This is a genomic window from Candidatus Photobacterium acropomis (assembly GCF_030685555.1).
Lineage (GTDB): Bacteria > Pseudomonadota > Gammaproteobacteria > Enterobacterales > Vibrionaceae > Photobacterium > Photobacterium lucens.
On sequence record NZ_CP131609.1, the window covers coordinates 2,473,041 to 2,496,504 of the forward strand.

16 protein-coding genes are annotated in these 23,464 nt (G+C 41.8%); 11 read left to right on the forward strand and 5 right to left on the reverse strand.

All coding sequences use genetic code 11. The features are described from left to right. Positions 1–368: 368 nt before the first annotated feature. Both Q7657_RS18340 and Q7657_RS18345 read right to left on the reverse strand, forming a co-directional pair. A complete protein-coding gene (locus Q7657_RS18340; protein WP_107165301.1) occupies positions 369–1,289 on the reverse strand; it encodes a M15 family metallopeptidase in 921 nt (306 codons plus the stop codon). 330 nt (positions 1,290–1,619) lie between these two features. Next, entirely contained in the window at positions 1,620–2,051 is a 432-nt protein-coding gene (locus tag Q7657_RS18345; RefSeq protein ID WP_107165303.1) for an RNA-binding S4 domain-containing protein, read from the reverse strand. A 414-nt stretch (positions 2,052–2,465) separates the two neighbouring features. Here Q7657_RS18345 and fusA point away from each other — a divergent pair, with 414 nt between their 5' ends. Together fusA and Q7657_RS18355 are read left to right on the forward strand one after the other, a co-directional pair. Further along, positions 2,466–4,553 carry an elongation factor G gene (gene fusA, locus Q7657_RS18350; protein WP_107165304.1) on the forward strand — a complete coding sequence of 696 codons (2,088 nt, stop codon included), beginning with the start codon at positions 2,466–2,468 and terminating at the stop codon, positions 4,551–4,553. 191 nt (positions 4,554–4,744) lie between these two features. Continuing rightward, positions 4,745–5,233 carry a prepilin-type N-terminal cleavage/methylation domain-containing protein gene (locus tag Q7657_RS18355; protein ID WP_107165305.1) on the forward strand — a complete coding sequence of 163 codons (489 nt, stop codon included), beginning with the start codon at positions 4,745–4,747 and terminating at the stop codon, positions 5,231–5,233. Between the two features lie 72 nt (positions 5,234–5,305). Here the strand turns inward: Q7657_RS18355 and torS are convergent, their stop codons facing one another. Then, a complete protein-coding gene (gene torS, locus Q7657_RS18360) occupies positions 5,306–8,221 on the reverse strand; it encodes a TMAO reductase system sensor histidine kinase/response regulator TorS (protein WP_107165306.1) in 2,916 nt (971 codons plus the stop codon). Between the two features lie 150 nt (positions 8,222–8,371). Between torS and torT the strand changes: the two genes are divergently transcribed. The 7 genes from torT to glpD all read left to right on the forward strand — a co-directional run bounded on the left by torT (position 8,372) and on the right by glpD (position 16,894). Continuing rightward, positions 8,372–9,442 (forward strand): TMAO reductase system periplasmic protein TorT, encoded by a 1,071-nt coding sequence (gene torT / locus Q7657_RS18365; protein ID WP_107165307.1) that lies wholly within the window; start codon positions 8,372–8,374, stop codon positions 9,440–9,442. A gap of 164 nt (positions 9,443–9,606) precedes the next feature. After that, positions 9,607–10,065, forward strand: coding sequence for a methylglyoxal synthase (locus Q7657_RS18370; RefSeq protein ID WP_008987436.1), 459 nt, complete (start codon positions 9,607–9,609; stop codon positions 10,063–10,065). Positions 10,066–10,271: 206 nt separating this feature from the next. Further along, positions 10,272–11,252 (forward strand): alcohol dehydrogenase catalytic domain-containing protein, encoded by a 981-nt coding sequence (locus Q7657_RS18375; RefSeq protein ID WP_107165308.1) that lies wholly within the window; start codon positions 10,272–10,274, stop codon positions 11,250–11,252. 565 nt (positions 11,253–11,817) lie between these two features. Next, complete coding sequence (locus Q7657_RS18380; RefSeq protein ID WP_107165310.1) at positions 11,818–12,669, forward strand: MIP/aquaporin family protein; 852 nt, start codon at positions 11,818–11,820, stop codon at positions 12,667–12,669. A 50-nt stretch (positions 12,670–12,719) separates the two neighbouring features. After that, positions 12,720–14,237 carry a glycerol kinase GlpK gene (gene glpK / locus Q7657_RS18385; RefSeq protein WP_107165311.1) on the forward strand — a complete coding sequence of 506 codons (1,518 nt, stop codon included), beginning with the start codon at positions 12,720–12,722 and terminating at the stop codon, positions 14,235–14,237. A 167-nt stretch (positions 14,238–14,404) separates the two neighbouring features. Next, positions 14,405–15,187, forward strand: a complete 783-nt coding sequence (locus Q7657_RS18390; protein ID WP_053986848.1) for a DeoR/GlpR family transcriptional regulator — start codon at positions 14,405–14,407, stop codon at positions 15,185–15,187. A gap of 162 nt (positions 15,188–15,349) precedes the next feature. Beyond that, complete coding sequence (glpD, locus tag Q7657_RS18395; protein WP_107165312.1) at positions 15,350–16,894, forward strand: glycerol-3-phosphate dehydrogenase; 1,545 nt, start codon at positions 15,350–15,352, stop codon at positions 16,892–16,894. A gap of 54 nt (positions 16,895–16,948) precedes the next feature. Here glpD and helD read toward each other — a convergent pair whose 3' ends face one another. Next, positions 16,949–19,030, reverse strand: a complete 2,082-nt coding sequence (helD, locus tag Q7657_RS18400; RefSeq protein WP_107165313.1) for a DNA helicase IV — start codon at positions 19,028–19,030, stop codon at positions 16,949–16,951. Between the two features lie 467 nt (positions 19,031–19,497). Here helD and yccS point away from each other — a divergent pair, with 467 nt between their 5' ends. Beyond that, positions 19,498–21,681 carry a YccS family putative transporter gene (yccS, locus tag Q7657_RS18405; RefSeq protein ID WP_107165314.1) on the forward strand — a complete coding sequence of 728 codons (2,184 nt, stop codon included), beginning with the start codon at positions 19,498–19,500 and terminating at the stop codon, positions 21,679–21,681. Positions 21,682–21,799: 118 nt separating this feature from the next. Continuing rightward, positions 21,800–21,967, forward strand: a complete 168-nt coding sequence (locus tag Q7657_RS18410; protein WP_181319789.1) for a hypothetical protein — start codon at positions 21,800–21,802, stop codon at positions 21,965–21,967. 157 nt (positions 21,968–22,124) lie between these two features. Here Q7657_RS18410 and torC read toward each other — a convergent pair whose 3' ends face one another. Then, positions 22,125–23,303, reverse strand: coding sequence for a pentaheme c-type cytochrome TorC (gene torC / locus Q7657_RS18415; protein ID WP_107165315.1), 1,179 nt, complete (start codon positions 23,301–23,303; stop codon positions 22,125–22,127). Positions 23,304–23,464 lie beyond the last annotated feature (161 nt).

Here is a 23,464-nt window from a genome sequence, read left to right on the forward strand (position 1 = left end):
CCGTTTTTCTTTAAAATTTAGAATATTTATCTTTAAAATCATCACAAAATAGGTTGCTGACAATTCTCTAACCAATAACTTACTAGAAGCTTACAAAAGCCATATTGAACAACATCTAACCACCCATTAGCATTTGCGCTCTTTCATTATTTACAAAGAGGCAAAGCTATTTATGTTTAACATCGCCCCTGTCTATTTAGTGAATAATCACAGTAAAAGAGCACGCTACGCACAGGCAAACATACCATCAACGCCCCCCAATAACACGACGACTCAAAAAACCGAATCCACCACGCTGCGCTTTCATGGCTATGATCATCGTGGAGAAATACAGCCTCAAACGACAGTAAAAGACTGTACTATCAATGTTAGCGTTTAACACAAATCTCTGAGCGCAAAGGGACTTGCTCGATTTCTGCCATCACCTTACTTGGATTGGCTTGATAGGCTTTATTTAGCGAAGATACGCCCAACTTATGTTTAAGATAATTGGTGTAATCATTAAATTTGTATTCGCTGTAAGCTTTAGGGTACATACGACTACAACTGTTATACCACTCTACATAATGCTTGAAGAATAATGTCGCTTGCTGCGCACTCATCGTCGACATCATCACTGCCATTTCTTTTGATAATTGGAAATGCTGATAATCAATTGGCGAATTCCAAAAACCGCCCCAGTATAAGAAGCCATTGCGAGCAAAGATATCTACAACTGTTTCAGCCATCCCTTTTCTATCAGGCTTACCATAACGATAGATTTCACGGTTCGCATATTTTGTTCCCTCTACCGGACTATATTTCGCTTGCCCTGGACGAGGAAAAGTCACAAAAGGATTCTGAACTGGATTTAAATCAATCGCAGCACCATAAGCATGCAAAGATAAACTGCTCGTTCCTTCTACCGGACGGTAATTAAAAGCAGAAGTATTATTGTCCGTCATTGATTTCGTATCATCGCCACGATACTTTTCAATCGGTACCGCTTTATGAATAGGAAAACCGACTTGATATAACTCATCAAAAATCTTACCTACATAAGGAGCAACCGCATCCATCACAATGATCTGACCATTACTGTGACTACGCCCAGAAAAATCACGGTATTTAAACGCCACCTTTTTTAAGCGCTGACATTGAACAGGTGCTGAAGTACTCATTACGCCTACACTCGACATCGCCTGACATTCAGCTGAAGTTATCGATGTTACCGTTGCTGCTGTTGCACTACCAACAACGCCCATCATACCTAGAGCAAGTCCTAGTTTAATTAGTTGCTTATTCATCATCCATTCTCACTTAATATACCCAAGTGACTTCAATATGCCTGATTCAGAGCGAGGTCACTGAGTTGAATTCAAGGAAGACAACGAAGCGGAATAGCGAGCTCTTTCCAAGTTGTCTGACGCAAGAAGTCGGTTCAGTGACACGCTCCCAAAGGGCGAGCGTCCTTAGCTCTCAGACTTTGTTAACAAGAACCACTATATCTACGAATCGTTGCCGCGCCTGAGAACTAAGGTCATCTCGCTGAACACTGCATCTTGAAGTTACTTGGGTATAGACAATAAAAAGACGCCACTCTGTGCGCCTTTCTTTTATATCTCTTTTAGCTATTACGATTAAAAGCTAATTGGCTTACGACCTGTTGCTGTATCCGCTTTCGCTTCAGTCGCTTTATTTGCCGCTTTCTTCGTCACGGAACGATTACCAGCAGCCTTTGGCTTATTACTCGGCGCTTTTTTCTTATCCGCTTTTTTAGGTGTAGGCTTAGGCACTGGTTTAGGTTTTACTTGCTCAACCTGCTCTTGTACTGGTTGGTCACAAAGCACAACGTAAAATTCACCGTTAAACTCAATCACATCACCGTCATACATTTTACAACGCTTACGCAATTCAACTTCACCATTCACTGCAACATAGCCTTCAGAAATGGCATATTTTGCTTCACCACCACCACTTACAAGGTTGGCAATCTTTAGCACTTTATAAAGTTCGATAGGTTGAGCTGAAACTTCAATACCAATCGCTTCAACTTCAATTTCTTCAGACATGTTGATAACTCAATACGAGATTAAAAAGGAATTTGATACCAATTCTAACCCACATTGCAACATGAAGGAAAAAAATGACGAAATAGAACAGCATTTCGTAAAGTAATACTCAAAATCATTGATAGTAAACAGCAAAATGTTCAGTAATCTTTACAAGATATGTTAATTATTGTGGATTCTCATCCCAAGAAACATGACAAAAATATAACTTTTTCAACTTACATTTCCCAAAAACCTAGGCTAATCTTTTTTTTTGTAGTCTTATTTGCTTGGTTATTGGGCAAGAAAGCGGATTGCTAGAATAAAAAGCAAGCGAATAACGATTTAATTACGCATAGCTATGTTCTGATTGACATAAGTAGTGCTATAATCCGCCACCTCACATGTGACAGTAATTGTTTATAGAGAAAAACAATGACAGATTTATCTAAATACAGAAACATTGGTATTTTCGCGCACGTTGATGCGGGTAAAACTACTACTACTGAGCGTATCCTTAAGCTTACTGGTAAAATCCACAAGATCGGTGATACTCACGACGGTTCAACTACTACTGACTTCATGGAGCAGGAAGCTGAGCGTGGTATTACAATCCAGTCTGCAGCAGTTAGCTGTTTCTGGAACGATCACCGTCTAAACGTTATCGATACTCCAGGACACGTTGACTTCACAGTTGAAGTTTACCGTTCTCTTAAAGTACTTGACGGCGGTATCGGTGTATTCTGTGGTTCTGGTGGTGTTGAGCCTCAGTCTGAGACTAACTGGCGTTACGCTAACGAATCAGAAGTATCTCGTCTGATCTTCGTTAACAAACTAGACCGTATGGGTGCTGATTTCTACCGCGTTGTTGACCAAGTTAAGAACGTACTAGGTGCTACACCTCTAGTTATGACTCTACCAATCGGCCGCGAAGAAGACTTCGTAGGTGTTGTAGACGTTCTAACTCGTCAAGCTTTCGTATGGGATGACACTGGTCTTCCAGAAAACTACTCAATCCAAGAAATCCCTGCGGATATGGTTGATGACGTTGAAGCTTACCGTGAAGAGCTAGTTGAAACTGCTGTTGAGCAAGACGACGACCTAATGGAAGCTTACATGGAAGGTAACGAGCCTTCTATCGAAGATCTTAAGCGTTGTATCCGTAAAGGTACTCGTGACCTAGCATTCTTCCCAACTTTCTGTGGTTCTGCATACAAGAACAAAGGTATCCAACTTGTTCTTGACGCTGTTGTAGATTACCTACCAGCTCCAGACGAAGTTGACCCACAACCTCTAACTGATCCAGAAACTGGTGAAGAGACTGGCGAAGTAGCAACTGTATCTGCTGACGAACCATTCCGCGCACTAGCGTTCAAGATCATGGACGACCGTTTCGGCGCCCTAACTTTCGTACGTATCTACTCTGGTAAGCTAAACAAGGGTGACACTATCCTTAACTCAGCTACTGGTAAGACTGAGCGTATCGGCCGTATGGTTGAGATGCAAGCAGATGAGCGTAACGAACTAACTTCAGCTCAAGCTGGTGATATCATCGCTATCGTTGGTATGAAGAACGTTCAAACTGGTCACACTCTATGTGATGTTAAGCACGAGTGTACTCTTGAACCAATGATCTTCCCAACTCCAGTAATCTCTATCGCTGTAACTCCTAAGGACAAAGGCGGTTCTGAGAAGATGGGTATCGCTATCGGTAAGATGGTTGCAGAAGATCCATCATTCCAAGTTGAGACTGACGAAGAAACTGGTGAAACAATCCTTAAAGGTATGGGTGAACTTCACCTAGACATTAAGGTTGATATCCTTAAGCGTACTTACGGCGTAGACCTAATCGTTGGTCAACCTCAGGTTGCTTACCGTGAAACTATCACTCAACCTGTTGAAGATAGCTACACGCACAAGAAGCAGTCTGGTGGTTCTGGTCAGTTCGGTAAGATCGACTACCGCATCAAGCCTGGCGAGCAAGGTTCTGGCTTCAAGTTCACATCAACAGTTGTTGGTGGTAACGTGCCTAAAGAATTCTGGCCTGCAGTAGAAAAAGGCTTCGAAGGCATGATGAACAACGGTGTTCTAGCTGGCTTCCCAACGCTAGACGTTGAAGTTGAGCTATTCGACGGTGGTTTCCACGCAGTTGACTCATCAGCAATCGCGTTCGAAATCGCAGCGAAAGGTGCATTCCGTCAATCTATGCCTAAAGCTGGTCCACAGCTTCTAGAGCCAATCATGCACGTTGACGTGTTCACTCCTGAAGATCACGTTGGTGACGTAATCGGTGACCTTAACCGTCGTCGTGGTATGATCAAAGACCAACAAGCTGGTGTTACTGGCGTACGTATCAAGGGTGATGTACCACTTTCAGAAATGTTTGGTTACATCGGTACTCTACGTACTATGACTTCTGGTCGTGGTCAGTTCTCTATGGAGTTCGCACACTACGCACCATGTCCTGCAAACGTTGCTGAAAAAGTAATCGCTGAGCAGAAAGAAAAGAACGCTAAGAAGTAATTTTTAATTACTCTAAGTGATCTTTTTAACCCCGAGGGCTAGGCTCTCGGGGTTATTTTTTACCTGAAAACTATGCAACCATCACAATAACAGATCACCATTAATTCTTTTCTGGTATATCTTATTTCTCTTCTTGTACACTTCTCTATCCCATCGCAATAGGTATTTATCACAAAGGATAAGGATAGTGCATGAAACACCGAAAACAGATTGGCTTTACCTTAATTGAATTAGTCATTGTTATTGTTATTCTTAGTATCATCGCTGTAACTGCTGCCCCCAAATTTCTCAATATTTCCAGTGATGCTAGAGTAGCCGTACTCAAAGGTATTGCAGGTAGTATCAAAACAATCAACACGATAGTGAATACCAAAGCGATCATTCAAGCTGTACCAGATAAAGGCTTCGATACTAACAGAACCATCACAACTAATTTAGGCCCTGTTGATACTTGGTATAAGTATCCGGAAAGTGTGGCAGAGAAAGGCAAAGGGTTGGGAATTGCAGAGCTCATTGAGCTTGAAGGGCACAATATTACTATCTTTAATGAAGATAAGAGTAATCCGCAATGCTATTCGATTAAAATGGGTTATAACGAAACAACCTGCTATGTAAAATATACAGAAGCATGTAGTACAACAGTACCAGCTAAAGTCGAGGTTGTTTCAAGCCAGTGTTAGCTTAGAAACACCTATTGCAGATAGTAAAAAGGGACGCTAGACGTCCCTTTTATTTTATATGTAGCCTAACGTTTAACTGTTAATAAACGTTGTTTCCAATATCGCGACGGATTGTTCAAAGATAGTTTGTAATAAACTAGGATCAAGTCCATCAATCGAGCCTTCTTTGGAACCTTTTTCAAATTCTAAACAGATCTGATGTAACTGCATTAAGCCCATCGTACCAGCAGCGCCTTTTAATGTGTGCGCATCTTTTGCTACATCTTGCAGATTATTATCTTCAATCGCTTGCTGCAGCTTAGTCAATGTTTGGCTAGATGAGTCGCCAAATAAATGAATTAACTGTTTAACTTGCGCCTCACCCAATACTTTTAAGTCACTGCCTAACACTGACTCTTGTAGTAAAGGAATTGAGTTTTCAGTTTGCTCAGGCTCTATCACTTCGCCTCCAATACCTTTTTCTATGATCACGCGTTTCTCACCTTTTAAGATGCTGTTCATCGTATCAATCAGCTGTTTTTCGACTAATGGCTTAGGTAAGAAACCTGCAAAGCCCGCATTCAAGTAAATTTCCACTTCTTCACGGAACACATGAGCTGAGAATGCGACCATTGGTGTCGGCTCTTCCCATGATTCATGGTTATTATCTTCTAAGCGACGTAAGCGTGATAACAATTGTACGCCATCGGTATCCGGCAAATTAATATCTAACAGTGCGATATCAAAGCGTTGATTTTTATATATCTCTTCCGCTTCAGCACCGTCAGCAGCGGTAACAACAGTATGCCCTAAACGTGTTAAGAAACCTTCTGCCACCATACTATTTACTGGGTTATCTTCCACAAGAAGAATGTGAGCTGATGGCATATGAACACGTTGGTCATCTGATTCTAATGAGCCTTCACCATGCTCTAACGGTAATGCAAACCAGAAACAGCTACCTTCACCTACAACAGAATCTAGGCCGATTTCACCATCCATTGCAGCAACAATATGCTTACTTATCGCAAGACCTAAGCCTGTACCTTCGATAGACTTCCGCCCTGCTTCTGCTTGCTTAAAGGCATTAAAGAGTAGGTTTTGCTCTTCTTCATCAATACCGATACCAGTATCTCGTACCGAGAACAGTAGTTCATCTGGCATATCTGGGTGAGGCTCTACGGTGATAAACACCTTACCGTTATCAGTAAATTTAATCGCATTACCAACAAGATTAACCAGCACTTGGCGAATTCGGCTCTCATCGCCGTACCACATGCCCTCCACTTCAGGTGCAATGTGATATTCCAAACCAATACGTTTGGCTAGTGCCCGCCCTTCCAGCATATTAGCAACATCCGTCACCATACGTGAAACCGAGAAGTCGCTAGGACGGATATCAAGATGCCCAGCTTCAATTTTTGAGTAATCAAGAATATCGTTCAATATATCAAGTAAGGTTTCACCACTGCGGTTGATCACATCAAGGTAACGTTTCTGCTGTGACGTCAATTGTGTATCGGCAAGTAAGGATGCTGTGCCCAATACACCATTCATTGGAGTACGAATTTCATGGCTCATGGTTGCCAAGAATGCAGATTTTGCTCGGTTAGCTTTCTCGGCTTCATCACGAGCTTTATAGTGGTTATACACCTCTTCATTTAGACGACTGTTGATCTTCTCTAACTCACCAGTACGTTTAGCCACTAGACGTTCTAAACTCGCTTTATGTTGTTGCAACTCTTGACGGGCTTTTGATTCGGCTTGTGCTAACCGATACCTTTCATTAGCAGTATCACGAGCAACCAAAATCGCTCGTCCCATTTGCGCCAATTCATCATCACCACGTACATTAATACGAACACCCAAATCACCACGAGTTAATGCTGATAGTGCACGGCTGTATTCATTAATTCGGCAAATCACACGAGCGTAAACAAAACGCCACATGATCAATACCAGTGCCATTAAACCAATCGCCGAGATCACAATCAGCGTATTGCGGGCAAGGGTTAAGGTATGATCAACGCGTTTAACCGCTTGTTGAGTATTAACATTCGCTGCATCAATAATGTCATCAACGGTATTATTTAATTGCTGGAATAACACCAAGTTTTGCTGATCAAGTCGCTCGACATCTTGTTTGGCATAAATCAATTGTTCAATTACGCCAAATAATAGCTGCCCACGATTCAACTTGGTGGTTAATGCTGTTAATTGCTCTGAACGACTTGGATCTTCGACTGATTTCACTCGCTGACTCATAATACGAACCGCATCGTTATAACGTTTCTTGAGCGCCACCAGCGATTTAATGTCTGCCACACGATTAGAGTCATCGAGCATATTGATCACTTGCAGCGATAAAAAGCGCAATTCAAACAAACGCTCAGACAAATCCATATCCACTTCAACCAGACTATCAAGCGCTTTATAAACAGCTGGCTTATTGCCATCAGCTACAAGATCATAAATACGCGAAACGTTGGCAACCGCAATGGTGTTAGCATTGGATACTTGCGATTGGGAAAGATTATCAATTTGGTGGGTAGCCTTAGTCATATCTGCTGTCAGCTTATCTAACTGACTTTGCAGATCAATTTGTCGCCCTACTAACAAACCAAGTAGGGCTAAATTATCGACGATACGTTTCACATCATCTTCAAGTTTTGCCATTAACGGTTGATCAAAGGAATACTGCTCTAACGAGTGTAAGCTACGATTCAACGCTTCAATATGAATCGTCAATGCTCGCCCTTGGCGCATACGTTCAGATTCCGCTTTTGATTTCGCTAGCACTTGCGCATTAAAAATAATACGAGAGCTTAAATCAGAGAGTTGGCGAGCCTCAGCCAAAGAGGGAACGGCTGAATTAATTACGGTTCTTTCTGTTTTAGCCACTAATGAAAAGCCAGCTACCCCAATCATTACAGCAATGATCATTAGGCCAGCCATGGCGGAAAAGGCTAATAGCAATTTTGCTCCGATACCTTTTCGGGTAAACGTCATAAATAGTCTCTACATCAAAATGGTTGCAACCCATATATAATATCGTATATCTGTCGTTGCTCAGTCATGCTTTCTATTTCACCTCAGGAAATAAAGCGGTACTATTTTGCCAGCGATACCGCTTTAAACCTAAAAATAATGTTGGTAAGAATGCGCATTTTTTGTCTTGTTATATTTTTATTATCTATCCAATCCGCTTTTGCTAGAGAAGTAATTTCATATCAGCCACCTTTTCAAGCTGATAAAAAAGCCACGAAAATTCAATATGATTTTTTAACATCTGTCACTAAGCCGTGGAAGATTTGTGCAGTTTACCCACATTTAAAAGATTCGTATTGGTTATCGATCAATTATGGAATGGTTAAGCAAGCAAAAAAATTGGGTATCACCTTAAAAGTCATGGAAGCTGGCGGCTACCCTAATTTGGATAAGCAGACATTACAGCTACAAAGTTGCCGTAAATGGGGGGCTGATGCGATTATTTTAGGTACGGTAGATAGCCAAGCATACAACGGTAAATTATCCCAACTCATTGGTGATATTCCGGTATTTCTAATGACTAATAATATCGACTTCTCTGATCCTGATATTCGCGAACACGTAAAAGCCAAAGTGGGTGTCAATTGGTATGACATGGGTAAAGCCGCTGGTGAGTATTTAGCGAAACATCATCCTAAAGGCTCAGGTGTTGTAAAAGTAGCATGGCTGCCAGGCCCTCAACTTCGTGGTGGTACAAAACCAGTTTCTCGAGGTTTTAGAGATGCAATTAAAAACAGTGATGTGGAAATTGTTACCACACTTTGGGGCGATAACAGTAAAGAGCTGCAACGAAATCTAATCCAACATCTATTTGCTACTAACGTAGATTTTAACTACATCGTCGGTGGTGCAGTTGCCGCAGAAGTTGCCATTAGTGAGCTGCGTACACACAATATTCATGATGTGAAAATTGTTTCGACTTACTTAAGCCATGGTGTTTACCGTGGTCTGCGTCGTAACCGTATTTTGTTCGCGCCTACAGATAAAATGGCAGAGCAAGCAATGCTATCGGTCGACCAAGCTGTGCGCTATCTTGAACATAAGCCAGTGGTACTTGATGTTGCGCCATCCATTGTTAATTTAACACCAAACTACTTACCACCAAAAGTAATTGCCGAATCGCTATCTCCAGCTGAGTTTCGCCCATCATTTTATGTGAAAGATCATAAAGTAAAACATTAAAGCTCTCCCCTACGTGATCGTTTGATCACGTAGGGAAATACCTGTCTCCAATAATACCTGTGTCACCACAAAGATTTAATCTATTGTATTTTACTCGTAACCAAGGTTCTGCTATTCATACGTGGCAACACGTTGAATATAGAACCTCATCGCAAGGAAGTATGATGGATAGAACAACCCGTACAATGGCACGCTCAAAACATATCGCTCTTGTTGCTCACGATAACTGTAAAAAAGATCTTCTCCGCTGGGTAACTGAGCATAAAGATAAGCTCGCATCTCATGAGCTTTACGCCACAGGCACAACTGGTCATCTTCTATCGAAAGAAACGGGCTTACCAATCACCTGTTTGATCAGCGGTCCAATGGGTGGTGACCAACAATTAGGCGCACTGATCTCTGAAGGCAAAATCGATATGATGATTTTCTTCTGGGATCCACTCAATGCCGTTCCACACGATCCTGATGTAAAAGCACTACTACGTATTTCCGCGGTTTGGAATGTTCCTGTAGCCACGAACCGTGCGAGTGCTAACTTTATGATCACATCTCCACTACTTGATCAAGAAGTCGCGATTGAAGTACCGGACTACGACTCCTACCTCGCAGAACGTATCAACTAACCCCTTTCCTTTCTAAAAAAGCCTTTTATAAATGTCCTCATTTAAATAATCGTATAAAAGGCTTTATTTGCTTTTTCTATGTGAGAGTCCTCTCATTAAGCGAAATTTCATCCTGTTTTAACACTATTCCAACAACTTCATCATGAAAACTTGTGTAATGCGTTATATTGTTATTTAGATTAGCAGCATAGTAGAGGAAGTTGCCTATGAAAGCGTGGATGTTAAAGCAGCCAAATGGAATGAGTGCACTATCTCTCGAAGAAACCGATAAACCAACCCCCGCATCTGATGAAATCTGCATTAAAGTTGCCGCTGTCGGTGTTAACCCTATGGATTACAAATTAACGGAATGGGGTTACGCAACATGGAACTACCCTCAAGTCATTGGGTTAGATGTGGCAGGTACCGTTGAAAGCATGGGGAAAGATGTAAAACAGTTTTCAACCGGTGATAGAGTGATCTTTTTTGCCGATCCAAGAACAGCAGGAGGCTTTGCCGAATACGCATGTGTAAAAGCTTCAGCAGCCAGCCGTATTCCGCTCACTCTCTCATTTACCGATGCTGCCGCCTTACCGTGTGCAGGTTATAGTGCATGGATAGCAGTACATGACAAACTCCAAGTACAAAAAGGTCAACGCATAGCTATTACCGGTGCCGGTGGTGGCGTGGGTGGTTTTGCCGCACAATTAGCCAAAAAAGCAGGTGCGACCGTCTACGCAATCGCAGAGCGTCAGCACCATCAACGTTTACTGAGTTATGGACTGGATGCTGTTATCGCTCCCGATCAAAACGTGGCATTGGAAATCATTAACCTAACCGAAGATCAAATGCTACACAGTGTGATTGATTGTGTTTCAGCCCGCTCCGGCAGCATGATGAGTGCCTTGATCCGTTATAACGGACATATCGTGATGGTGGCTGATCAATTTGACCAAGTGCCACTACTTGCTACGACTAAAGCATTGAGTATTCATGAAGTCGCATTACATGGCACCTATGCCCATGGTGCACCAGAGCATATTGCGCATCTTGCTAATATTGGTAACAAACTCAGTGAACTTGTTGCAGATAATGAGCTTAAAAGCATGGTGGGAAAAATCCTCCCCTTTGAAAAACTGCCTGAAGCACTAAATTGCATTAAAGAGAAAAAACATAGTGGTAAAGTGATCGTGTACGTTAACGGCTAGACAAGACGATTATTTATTAAAAATACGTTATATACCCAAGTGACTTCAATATGCCTGATTCAGAGCGAAGTCACTGAGTTGAATTTAAGGAAGACAACGAAGCGGAATAGCGAGCTCTTTCCAAGTTGTCTGACGCAAGAAGTCGGCTCAGTGACACGCTCCCAAAGGGCGAGCGTCCTTAGCTCTCAGACTTTGTTAACGATTCTCAATGTAGAACCACTATATCTTCGAATCGTTGCCGCGCCTGAGAACTAAGGTCGTCTCGCTGAACACTGCATCTTGAAGTTACTTGGGTATACAGGACTCTTAAAGAGTCCTTTTTATTTGCCTCCCCTCCTACTTCTAAATCTTCTTTATCTATCACATATACCTTTTAAGATTCGTAGAGCAACTATCAATATGTTCAAAACCATGAGCAAGTTAACAATTCAGATACATAAAACAACAACAAAATGCTCGAACGCTCATTTTCAGTGTCTTTTTGTTTTCGAAATGTGAATATTGTGGAAAATGCTCACCGTGCTCAACCAATAACAAAACATTCGGTATAACAAGGATAATAAAGATGAAAACAACGAAACATCCCTCACTCCTCGGCGAATGCATTGCTGAGTTTATAGGAACCGGACTATTAATCTTCTTCGGCGTAGGCTGTGTTGCCGCTTTAGTATTAACGGGGGCTGACTTTGGTCAATGGGAAGTCAGTATTATCTGGGGCTTAGGCGTCACAATTGCAATCTATTGCACAGCAGGTGTTTCAGGTGCACACATCAACCCCGCAGTAACTATCGCCCTTGCTGCTTTTCATGGATTTGATAAAAAGAAAGTTGCCCCTTACATTATCAGCCAACTTTTAGGTGCATTCTGCTCAGCAGCCCTTGTCTATGCGCTTTACAGCAACTTATTTACCCAATACGAAACCACTCATCACTTCATTCGAAGCAGTAATGAAGCTCTTGCTACTGCTGGCATTTTCTCAACTTACCCACACGCTAGCATTTCACTCTTTGGTGCTTTCGCGGTTGAGTTTGTTATCACTGCAGTATTGATGTTCGCCATTCTTGCTCTCGGTGACGAACATAACGGTGCTTCTCGTGGCGCATTGAACCCATTACTTATCGGTATCTTAATCGCGGTGATAGGTAGCTCTTTAGGTCCATTAACCGGATTTGCCATGAACCCTGCTCGTGATTTTGGTCCTAAATTATTTGCCTACTTTGCTGGCTGGGATAAAGCACTATCAGGTGGCTTAGACATTCCTTACTTTATCGTACCAATTTTAGCACCTATTGCAGGAGCTTGTTTTGGTGGTTGGTTATATCCAAAAGTCATTGCCCAACATCTGCCACAAAAAGGTCAAGGATGTACGATCCCCAATCAATGTGAAGAAAACAAAGACGTAGAAGTGCGCGTATAAAACAAAAACGACTAACTATAATAACAATGCTCTGAAATAAAGGACCAAACATGAACGAACAAAAATATATCGTCGCGTTAGACCAAGGTACAACAAGCTCACGTGCCGTTATTCTTGATCACGATGCCAATATCGTTAGTGTGTCACAGCGAGAATTCACCCAAATTTATCCCCAAGCAGGTTGGGTTGAACATGATCCTTTAGAAATTTACGCGACGCAAAGTTCGACACTGGTTGAAGTGCTGGGTAAATCCGGTATTCGCAGTGATCAAATTGCAGCAATTGGTATCACAAACCAACGTGAAACCACCATTGTATGGAATAAAGAAACGGGTAAACCAGTATATAACGCAATAGTTTGGCAATGCCGTCGTACTGCAGACACCTGTGAAGAGCTCAAAAGCCGTGGTTTAGAAAACTATGTTCGTGACAGTACAGGTCTTGTGCTTGATCCTTACTTCTCAGGCACTAAAGTAAAATGGATTTTAGATAACGTCGACGGTGCACGTGAAGATGCCGAAGCCGGTAAACTGTTATTTGGTACGGTCGATACATGGCTAGTATGGAAGATGACACAAGGTCGTGTTCACGTAACAGATTACACTAACGCCTCTCGTACCATGCTATTTAATATCAACACACTAGAATGGGATCAGAAGCTACTCGATGAGCTTGGTATTCCAGCCTCTATGATGCCTGAAGTGAAACGTTCATCTGAAATTTACGGCCAAACAAACATTGGTGGTAAAGGCGGTACACGTATTCCTATTGCAGGTATTGCGGGCGATCAGCAAGCCGCATTATATGGGCAAATGTGCGTAGAGCCAGGACAAGCGAAGAATACTTATGGCACTGGTTGCTTCTTATTAATGAATACCGGACAAGAAAAAGTTTCGTCAAACCACGGGCTTTTAACAACGCTAGCTTGTGGCCCTTCAGGAGAGCCATCTTACGCACTAGAAGGTGCGGTCTTTATGGGTGGCGCATCCATTCAATGGTTACGTGATGAAATGAAGCTATTGGCGGATGCAAAAGACTCTGAGTACTTTGCCACAAAAGTCGATACATCCAATGGCGTTTACGTTGTACCTGCGTTTACCGGATTAGGTGCGCCTTATTGGGATGCTTATGCGCGAGGTACCATCGTTGGGTTAACCCGTGGCGTGAACTCAAACCATATTATTCGTGCAACCCTTGAAAGCATCGCTTATCAAACCCGTGATGTAATTGATGCAATGAAAGCAGATTCAGGAATTCAACTTGCCGCACTGCGAGTTGATGGAGGTGCTGTTGCCAATAACTTCCTAATGCAATTCCAATCAGATGTGCTTGATACTGAAGTACACCGCCCAGAGGTTACTGAAGTGACAGCATTAGGTGCAGCTTATCTTGCTGGATTAGCTGTCGGTTTTTGGGGAAGCCTTGATGAGTTAAAAGATAAAGCCGTACTCAATCGCACATTCTACCCTCACGCATGTGATGATAAACGCGACCGCCGCTATAAAGGTTGGAAACGCGCAGTCAAATGCGCACAAGCTTGGGCTGAGATGCATGATAGCGAAGATTAATCGTTAAAAATGCGCGTAAACGATAAAAAGAGCGTTCTTTGTAACGCTCTTTTTTCATTTGAGAACAGATAAGAGAATTGAATCACTTCAATGACAAAGAGAATTGACGCACAATAGATCAGGATAAACGAACATTTGGCAACGCCAAGTCATACAAGGAAAATGTTGTGAAACAAATACCAAGACACCAAGAAATTGTAGAGTTGGTGATGAAACAAGGTTACGTCAGCACAGAAGAGTTAGTGGAGCGTTTTAACGTCAGCCCTCAGACCATACGACGCGATCTTAATGAATTAGCCGACGCTAATAAAATACGTCGCTATCATGGCGGCGCGACAACACCGCTAAGCTCTGAGAATACCTCTTATAACACCCGTAAATCGCTGCACTTCAGTGAAAAAGATTTGATTGCTGCAAATCTTGTTAAACATATTCCTGATGGCGCTTCTTTATTTATTGATATCGGTACGACACCTGAAGCCGTTGCACGTGCCTTATGTTTACAGCACAAGCAATTACGCGTTGTGACCAATAACCTAAACGTCGCCACTATTCTACTACCTAACCCAGAGGTTAAAGTCATCCTCGCAGGTGGCGAAGTCCGCGATCATGATGGCGGTATTATTGGCGAAGCCACTCTCGACTTTATCCAGCAATTTCGTCTAGATTTCGGCATTTTAGGTATTAGCGGCATTGATAATGACGGCTCATTACTGGACTTTGATTATCATGAAGTTCGTGTGAAACAAGCAATTATTGAAAATAGCCGTAGCGTGTTCCTAGCTGTTGATCATTCAAAGTTTGGTCGTAACGCCATGGTAAAATTAGGCAATATTTCACAGGTTGATGCCCTATTTACTGATATGTCTCCACCTGAACATATTTTATCTATCATTAATGAGCATCAAATCCGAGTTGAAGTGATCGCAGCAAGCGACATAGATGAATAATTTCACCAAAATTCTCGACTAAAATTGGCGCATTTTTTTATATAAATCACATAAACGAGCAAAAACGAACAATAAACGAAAACTTAACATGATCATAATCGAAACTTATCCTATGATTGATTCATGCTCATTTATGTTCGTTTGCTCATTTAAGGTCGATTTATGGATATCTCTAAAAACAAAAACGCAACAACTCTATTTGATATTATCGTTATTGGTGGTGGTATTAACGGTGCGGGTATCGCAGCAGATGCAGCAGGTCGCGGTTTAAAAGTAGGGTTATATGAATCCAACGACTTTGGCTCAGCAACATCATCCGCAAGTTCAAAACTTATCCATGGTGGTCTTCGCTATCTTGAACACTATGAATTCCGTCTAGTTTCAGAAGCCCTTGCAGAGCGTGAAGTATTATTAAAGAAAGCCCCTCACATCGCTCAACCAATGCGTTTTCGTCTACCACATCGCCCTTTTCTTCGCCCTGCTTGGATGATCCGTTGTGGGCTATTTCTTTACGATAACCTTGGTAAACGAACAACATTACCTGCCAGCCAAAAAGTAAATCTTGCTCAATCAGGCTTACTGAAACCTGAAATGAAAATCGGTTTTGAATACTCCGACTGCTGGGTTGATGATGCACGCCTCGTACTACTTAATATTATTGCCACCCAAGAAAACGGTGGTGAAGTCGCTAACTATTGCAAAGTAGAGCGTGCTGTTAGAGAAGGTGATATTTGGCGTGTCACTATGGTTGATCAACGCACAGGAGAAACCTTTGAACGTTGTACAAAAGCATTAGTTAACGCGGCAGGTCCTTGGGTTAAGCAATTCTTTGATATTGGTTTAGAGACCCCATCACCAAGAAATATTCGCTTAATTAAAGGCTCACACATTGTTGTTCCTCGTATTCACAATGAAGAACAAGCATATATTCTACAAAATAAAGATAACCGCATTGTTTTTGTGATCCCTTACCTTGATGACTTTTCAATTATTGGCACCACGGATCTTGAATACAAAGGTGATCCACGTACTGTTGCTATTGACGATACTGAAATCGACTATTTAATAGATATTGTTAACCAACACTTTGTTAAACAACTGAATCGAGAAGATGTCGTTTGGACATTTAGCGGTGTACGCCCATTATGCGATGATGAATCTAATTCTCCGCAAGCAATTACGCGTGATTACACATTAGAACTTGAACAAGAATTAGACCAAGCTCCTCTTCTGTCTATTTTTGGTGGAAAATTAACCACTTACAGAAAGCTGTCAGAATCGGCAATGAAACACTTAGCCCCTTTCTTTCCACAAATGGGCGCATCATGGACTGCAACACAAGCCTTACCTGGCGGTAATTTCAGCTGTTCACGAGAAGAATTGGCCAATAGTCTGCAACAACGCTACCCATGGTTAACCACCAAACAAGCATTACGCTATGTAAAACAATTTGGCAGCTACTGCCACAAAATGCTTGCAAATGTAGACTGTATTGAAGATATGGGAATACAGTTTGCTGATGGTGTGTTCCAAAAAGAAGTCGACTACATGATCCATCATGAATATGTAAGAACAGTGGAAGATTTCTTGTGGCGTCGAACTAAGTTAGGACTTTATCTGAATCAAGAACAACAAGATCTAATTAAAACCTACATTGAAACCAACGTACCATCAAATAACATTGTGAGTTTACATAAAGTCAGCTAAAGCAAAGTCTAAACTAACGGAAATAAAAAAGCCGACCTCATGGTCGGCTTTATATTATTTGTAACGTTTTATCTTGTTATTCACTGGATACTTATCATCAATTAATTCATTGATAAACGAAGAAGTATTGTGTGAATTTGCACAAACCCAAACATGTTTACGAGCACGCGTTAAGGCAACATAGAACAAACGACGCTCTTCTGCATCAGTGTAGTTCTCAGTACGTGGCTGCATCACTGCCGCCAAGCCCGTTTCACGATCAGGTGATGGGAAAATACCTTTGTTCACATCAACAATGAACACATAATCCGCTTCACGACCTTTACTTGCATGACACGTCATGTATTCCAAGTTCAATTGCGGCCATTGTGCTTGCCATTCATCAAACTTCGCAGGGCGTTGCTTGTTGTTACGACCTAAAATCAACACGCTTGTTTCTTTATTTTCATAAAGTTTGGCTAAACGTGTTAGATCTTGCAGCATTAAGTCGCTATCTAGCAAGGTTACCGCTTTCTTACTTTGTTTAGTAAAACTAGTGAGATCCTTTTTGATTTGGCTTGGGTTTTGTTGAATAAACAAGTTTGCCACTTCACCAATCATGCTATTAAAGCGATACGTTGTAGAAAGCTCAGTAATGCAGCTAGAACCAAAACGACCTTCAAAGTCTGTAGTTAGGTTAACATCGGCTCCCGCAAAACGGTAAATCGCTTGCCAGTCATCACCCACCGCAAACAGCGTTGGAGTTGATTGACCTGCGACTTGCTGCTCACATAACGCTTCAATTAACGCTAAACGCTGCGGTGAAATATCTTGGTATTCATCAACCATGATAAAGCGCCAAGGTGAAGTAAACTTACCTTCTTTCACATACTTGGTTGCCACATCAATCATGCTGTTAAAATCAATTTGCTTCTTCACTTTTAAGTGCTGAAGGTATGCTTGATAACACGGCCACAATAACTCCAGCTCACTCTTCATACGAGGACGCATCGCAGGGTTATTGTTATTTTGGATCTCTTCGATAAGCGCGTCTTTACCAAGACTTGATTGACCAAGCAACTCGATATGACGCCAAACCCAAGCTTGTAACTGCTCGTTCTCAGCTTGCTGCTCCATTGAGTTTTCTTTACTGAAACCCGGAACACGCCATTGCGTTAAGTGACGCTGCCACTTCTTCGCTGATTCCGTTTTGTTCCACTGCTCAATCAGCATACGTGCAATCCAAGCAGCACGAACACGAGGATCAAGAGTAACCGCAGCAACGTTTGGCTTTTCACCTTCAACTTCGGTGATGATCTGCGAACCTAAGCTGTGGAAAGTCGCCACTTTAACGCGATCGCTGACTTTCTCACGCATACGCTCAGACATCTCTTCTGCTGCTTTACGACCGAAAGCCAACATTAGAATATCTTCAGGTACCGCTTGCTGACTCGCAATCAAGTAACCTGCACGCGCCACTAATACACTTGTTTTACCTGTACCTGCACCTGCTAATACAAGGTTGTGATCTTCGTTAATTAACGCTGCTTCACGTTGTGAGTCATTTAATGGTGAGCTTTCAAAACTATCAAACCATGAGCCCCACTTTTCAGATTGTTGTTGAATCCACTTCGTATTGTGCTCTTCAACCCAATCTTGATGTTCTTCTAACCAAGGTGAGATTTTTTCAAAACTACGAGGACGGAATGACGCAGCAAGCTCGGGCGTTAAATCCGTTTCTGCCAGAGATTGATGTAAGAACTGATGTAAAGATTCATGTTCAGAACTACGTAAATACCCCGGTTGCGATGAGAACTTGCCAATACGCTGGAGAATTTCAGGCAGTACGGAATCAAGTTTATCGACACGGTTTCTCGCCCAATCTTGATAAGTTCGGATAAGGAAAGCTGCAAACGGTTTACATTCACCCCATGGCAAGCCATGAACAGTCCAACAATATTGTTGATCGGAAGAGGTAAGCTCTAACGCTCCCCATAATACGCCGCGGTGAATTTCAATTGAGCCATCCCAATCATCGAATGAGATCACTTCAGAACCCACTTGGCTATCTAATACCAAGGAGTTGTCATCCAAAGCAATACTGTAATAATCACCCTGCACTAACCACTGTGCTAGCCAACTGGCACTTAATTGCATTATCTCACCAACTTTTCCATATTCTTATATGGGTGTAATACTGAATATAGCCGCGTAAAATGTGCCGCTAAAATAGAAAAAGTCCAATCCGCCTTGGGATCGGAGTACCCAAAATCGCTTGGGGTTATATCCCTATAGAGTACCAATAACTCATGCTCAGCCATAGCACTCTAGGCTTTATTTGCTGATAAATTCTTCGAGAAAAGTAAATCGGCAATGGCTTTTGATCTCATCATTTAAACAAAGTTCAGTAACTGAACAAAAGTTATACATTTTTGATTAAACTAATCTTTCTAAACAGAATGGATCAAGTAACGATGTTTAAATTCTGATATCGTTAAGCCTATTTTTAACAAAAAATGCCAAATAATTTCGTTATTTACATGAGCTTATTTGGAACATATTTATTACTAGATTATTCTAGTTGTTTCGTTGTAATTCTTTATCAGAAGATTGTTAATATCCATATGCAAACTAACAGGTTACATCTCAATTTCCGACGCTATTGGGTTAACGATAGAATTAACTATTCTATCCGTGTACTCATCGCCTTAGTTGGCGTCGTGCTACCATGCTGGTATTACAATTCAAACAATGAAGTCACGCCGTTAGTACTTGGTGTTATTGCCGCCGCTCTGGCTGAAACTGACGATAACCTAATCGGTCGAATTAAAGCCCTAACCCTGACTTTACTGTGTTTTCTTATCGCTTCTATTTCTATTGAAGTGCTATTCCCTTATCCGATTTTATTTGCGATAGGATTATTCACTTCAACCTTTGGCTTCATCATGCTGGGCGCGATGGGGCCGCGTTACGCCAGTATCGCTTTTGCCTCATTGTTACTGGCGGTTTACACCATGCTCGGCGCTGATCATAGTGTGAATCTATGGTATCAACCGATGTTGTTACTAGGTGGTGCATTTTGGTACGGCTGTTTGTCGTTAACATGGCATATTTTATGGCCTAACCAGCCAGTACAACGCAGCCTCGCTAATGTCTTTAGTGAGTTTGCCGATTATCTTGACCATAAAAGTCAGCTTTTTGAACCTGTCGCTGATCTCGTGCCTCAACCTTTACGTTTAAAAGCAGCAAGCCAAAACGCGCGCGTGGTGAATGCTTTAAACACCGCTAAAGCAACACTATTGCATCGTGCTCGCCGTGGACAACCTAATACCACAGGCGATCGCTTCTTGACCATTTACTTTATGGCGCAAGATATACACGAACGTGCCAGTTCTTCACATTATCGCTATCAAGATCTGGCGGCTAACTTTAATCGCAGCGACGTATTGTTCCGCTTCCAACGTTTATTACGTTCACAAGCGGTTGCATGCCGTGATATTTCCACTGCATTAGCCATGGGAAAATCATACTCCCACGATGAAAAGAGCCTAAAAGCATTAAACGAGCTACAAGAGTCACTGCAATATTTACACGATCAAAATAAGCCTGAGTGGAAGATGTTGCTGATCCAGCTCGATTTTCTATTCAACAATTTAGCGACCGTTGAACGTCAGCTAATGAATATCAATAACCCCGATGCCACACATACAGAAGAAGAAAATGATATTCAATTAGCCGATAACGAAGCCCATGGTATTAAAGAGTTAGCAAAGCGTATCAGTGCACAATTTAATACTGACTCAATGCTGTTTCGTCACGCAATTCGAATGGCGGTTGCATTAACTGTCGGTTATGGCTGTATTCAAGTCTTGGATTTACAACGTGGTTACTGGATTTTGCTCACCACGCTATTTGTTTGTCAGCCCAACTACAGTGCTACTCGCCAAAAACTTCGCCAGCGTGTGATAGGTACTATTGCTGGTATTTTAGCGGGTATTCCCCTGCTCTACCTATTTCCGGGGCAAGAAGGTCAGTTAGTGCTAATGGTGGTGGCTGGCGTGCTGTTCTTCTCGTTTAGAATGGTCAAATACGGTTGGGCAACAGCATTTATTACTTTGCTGGTATTGTTCTGTTTTAACCAATTAGGTGAAGGTTATGCGGTTATTCTGCCTCGTTTAGGCGATACCTTGATTGGCTGTTTACTGGCAGTGTTAGCAGTAACCTTTATTCTGCCAGACTGGGAATCTAAGCGTTTACACAAAGCAATGTCTGGGGCGATTAATGCCAATAAAGATTACTTAGCGCAAATCATTGGTCAGTACCGTATCGGCAAGCGTGATAGCTTGAGTTACCGTATTTCACGTCGTGATGCCCACAATACCGATGCGCATTTAAATACAGCGATCAGTAATATGTTGGCAGAGCCTGAGCGTTACCAAATTGACGCGAATGAGAGCTTCCGTTTCTTAACCTTAAACCATGCCATGCTGAGTTATATTTCGGCATTAGGTGCTCACCGAACGCAACTTGATGATGACAAGACGCATCAGTTAGTGTCAGAGGCACACCGTATAATTCACACTCACTTAGAATGTTTAGCGGCGCAGCTGGCAGGCAACGCATGTCAACAAGCACCCGCGCTAGATGTCGATTTAGATCAACGTTTAGGGCAATGGCGTGATGAAGATTGCACCTCTGTACGAATGGTGTTACAGCAACTTCACTTGATCCACCGTATGCTACCTGAAATGCACAAACTGGCAGATCAGCTTGCGCCTCAAGTGAAAAAGCAAGAAGTGATTGCATAAGACAAGTTAGCGCAATAAACAAAAGGACTGGATGGTGACATTCAGTCCTTTTTTAACGATAAGACATTCTTTATAACTCAGCCGCTAATATTTATATACATCCCAATGGAGACTCACAATGACGGCTAAAGATCAAACTTTAAAAGATACTGATACAAAACATTTAGCGAATAAAATTAATACTGCCTTTGACAAGTTTAAAAATGGCAAATCCGTATTTATCGCTCATGACTTAGCTAAATTACGGTTAGAGAAATATAAAGCCAATATTCGTAGTAAATACTAAATAACTCTGAATCATTTTATAACAGTTCAGACCTAAAGATCTAAGCACATTTAGAATGGAACAAACCACAAACAAAAAAGGGAACCTGATTTCTCAGATCCCCTTTCGGTTATTGGCATTACGTTTAACGCAAGCTATCTATTTTTCAACGAGTGATTTACTCAGTTGCTTGCTCAGCCGCAGCTTCTGCTGGTGCATCTTTAGCGTGAGCTTGTAGATATTTAAGTAGTACACGCTCTTCGTTCTTATCAAGTGTGTAGTACTGTTGCATTGCTTTTAGACCATCAACCCATGCGTTTGCAGTTAGGTGTTTTGGATCTGGCGTTGCGTGACACTGATTACAGCTTGCGTCTAGGATTTCTTTGCCGTAACCCCAGATTGGTTTGATGCTTGCAAGCATGTCACGTTGTGTCATCCACGCTTCAACTTGTACTTGCTGCCATACTTGACCATCAGTCGCTGTTTGTGTGTTTAACACTTTTTGTGTTTTTTGTAATTCAGGATCGATAGACGCAGTTTGGATTTGCTTCGCCATATCTTGAACTAGCATACCAGCTGTTGAGCCTTTGATTTCCCAACCAGTGATTTCAACTTTTAGCATGTCGCCACTTTGACCAACCACTTTCACTTCAGATGCTGGGTATAGTTGACCTTGTGCATCGTCAGAAGCTGCATCTTTCACAAATAGTTGCTTAGACGTTAATGAGTAAAGCGTTGTTGCTTCAGGTGCTTTCGCTGCATTAATGCTTAGCTGTTTAAATGTTGCTTGGAAGTCGTTATTAATGTGAGGTAGCTGGTGAGCAATACCTTTGTGACATTCGATACAGTTCATGTCTTTCGCTGCAGCACCTGTCATTGCAGCCGCTGCTGCTGGTGATTGCTTAGCGTGATCCATCGCTGAGTAAGAGTGACAGCTCTTACAAGGCGCTGAATTGGTATCTTTCATCATTTTCCAAACATTTTGCGCCATACGTAGACGGTTCTCTTCGAACTTCTTAGGCGTATCAATATCTTTACCAATGAATTCGCTGTAGATATCGCCAATACCGCCCATTTTCGCTTTCATGAATGCAATTGGGTTGTTTTCTGGGATATGACAATCACGACACTGAGCACGTACACCATAAGCGTTCTTAAAGTGGATGCTTGTTTTATATTCGTTGTAGTTTTCCTTCATTGAGTGACACGAAGTACAAAACTCGTTTGTTGATGTGAACTCAATTGATTGGTGGAAAGTAAATACGCCTGCAAGTGTGATTAAAATACACACAACAGCAATCGCTAATACAGAATAGCGACTACTTGGCTTAATAAGAAAGTGCCAGAGCTTCTTCATTGGTGGTCCAAAATGAATTAAACGTCAAACTAACGTTAAAAGAAAATGTTATAGATAAAAATAGCAGTCGGATATGAATACGGCAACGCAATCTATTAATAAAAACAAATTTATTATTAATATAATTATTTACCTGCGCTTAACGCATAATTATAACAAAA

Coding starts and splice junctions, on each gene's coding strand:
- Q7657_RS18340 (WP_107165301.1), bottom strand. CDS start 1,289: ATGATGAATAAGCAACTAATTAAACTAGGACTTGCTCTAGGTATGATG.
- Q7657_RS18345 (WP_107165303.1), bottom strand. CDS start 2,051: ATGTCTGAAGAAATTGAAGTTGAAGCGATTGGTATTGAAGTTTCAGCT.
- fusA (WP_107165304.1), top strand. CDS start 2,466: ATGACAGATTTATCTAAATACAGAAACATTGGTATTTTCGCGCACGTT.
- Q7657_RS18355 (WP_107165305.1), top strand. CDS start 4,745: ATGAAACACCGAAAACAGATTGGCTTTACCTTAATTGAATTAGTCATT.
- torS (WP_107165306.1), bottom strand. CDS start 8,221: ATGACGTTTACCCGAAAAGGTATCGGAGCAAAATTGCTATTAGCCTTT.
- torT (WP_107165307.1), top strand. CDS start 8,372: ATGCGCATTTTTTGTCTTGTTATATTTTTATTATCTATCCAATCCGCT.
- Q7657_RS18370 (WP_008987436.1), top strand. CDS start 9,607: ATGGATAGAACAACCCGTACAATGGCACGCTCAAAACATATCGCTCTT.
- Q7657_RS18375 (WP_107165308.1), top strand. CDS start 10,272: ATGAAAGCGTGGATGTTAAAGCAGCCAAATGGAATGAGTGCACTATCT.
- Q7657_RS18380 (WP_107165310.1), top strand. CDS start 11,818: ATGAAAACAACGAAACATCCCTCACTCCTCGGCGAATGCATTGCTGAG.
- glpK (WP_107165311.1), top strand. CDS start 12,720: ATGAACGAACAAAAATATATCGTCGCGTTAGACCAAGGTACAACAAGC.
- glpD (WP_107165312.1), top strand. CDS start 15,350: ATGGATATCTCTAAAAACAAAAACGCAACAACTCTATTTGATATTATC.
- helD (WP_107165313.1), bottom strand. CDS start 19,030: ATGCAATTAAGTGCCAGTTGGCTAGCACAGTGGTTAGTGCAGGGTGAT.
- yccS (WP_107165314.1), top strand. CDS start 19,498: ATGCAAACTAACAGGTTACATCTCAATTTCCGACGCTATTGGGTTAAC.
- Q7657_RS18410 (WP_181319789.1), top strand. CDS start 21,800: ATGACGGCTAAAGATCAAACTTTAAAAGATACTGATACAAAACATTTA.
- torC (WP_107165315.1), bottom strand. CDS start 23,303: ATGAAGAAGCTCTGGCACTTTCTTATTAAGCCAAGTAGTCGCTATTCT.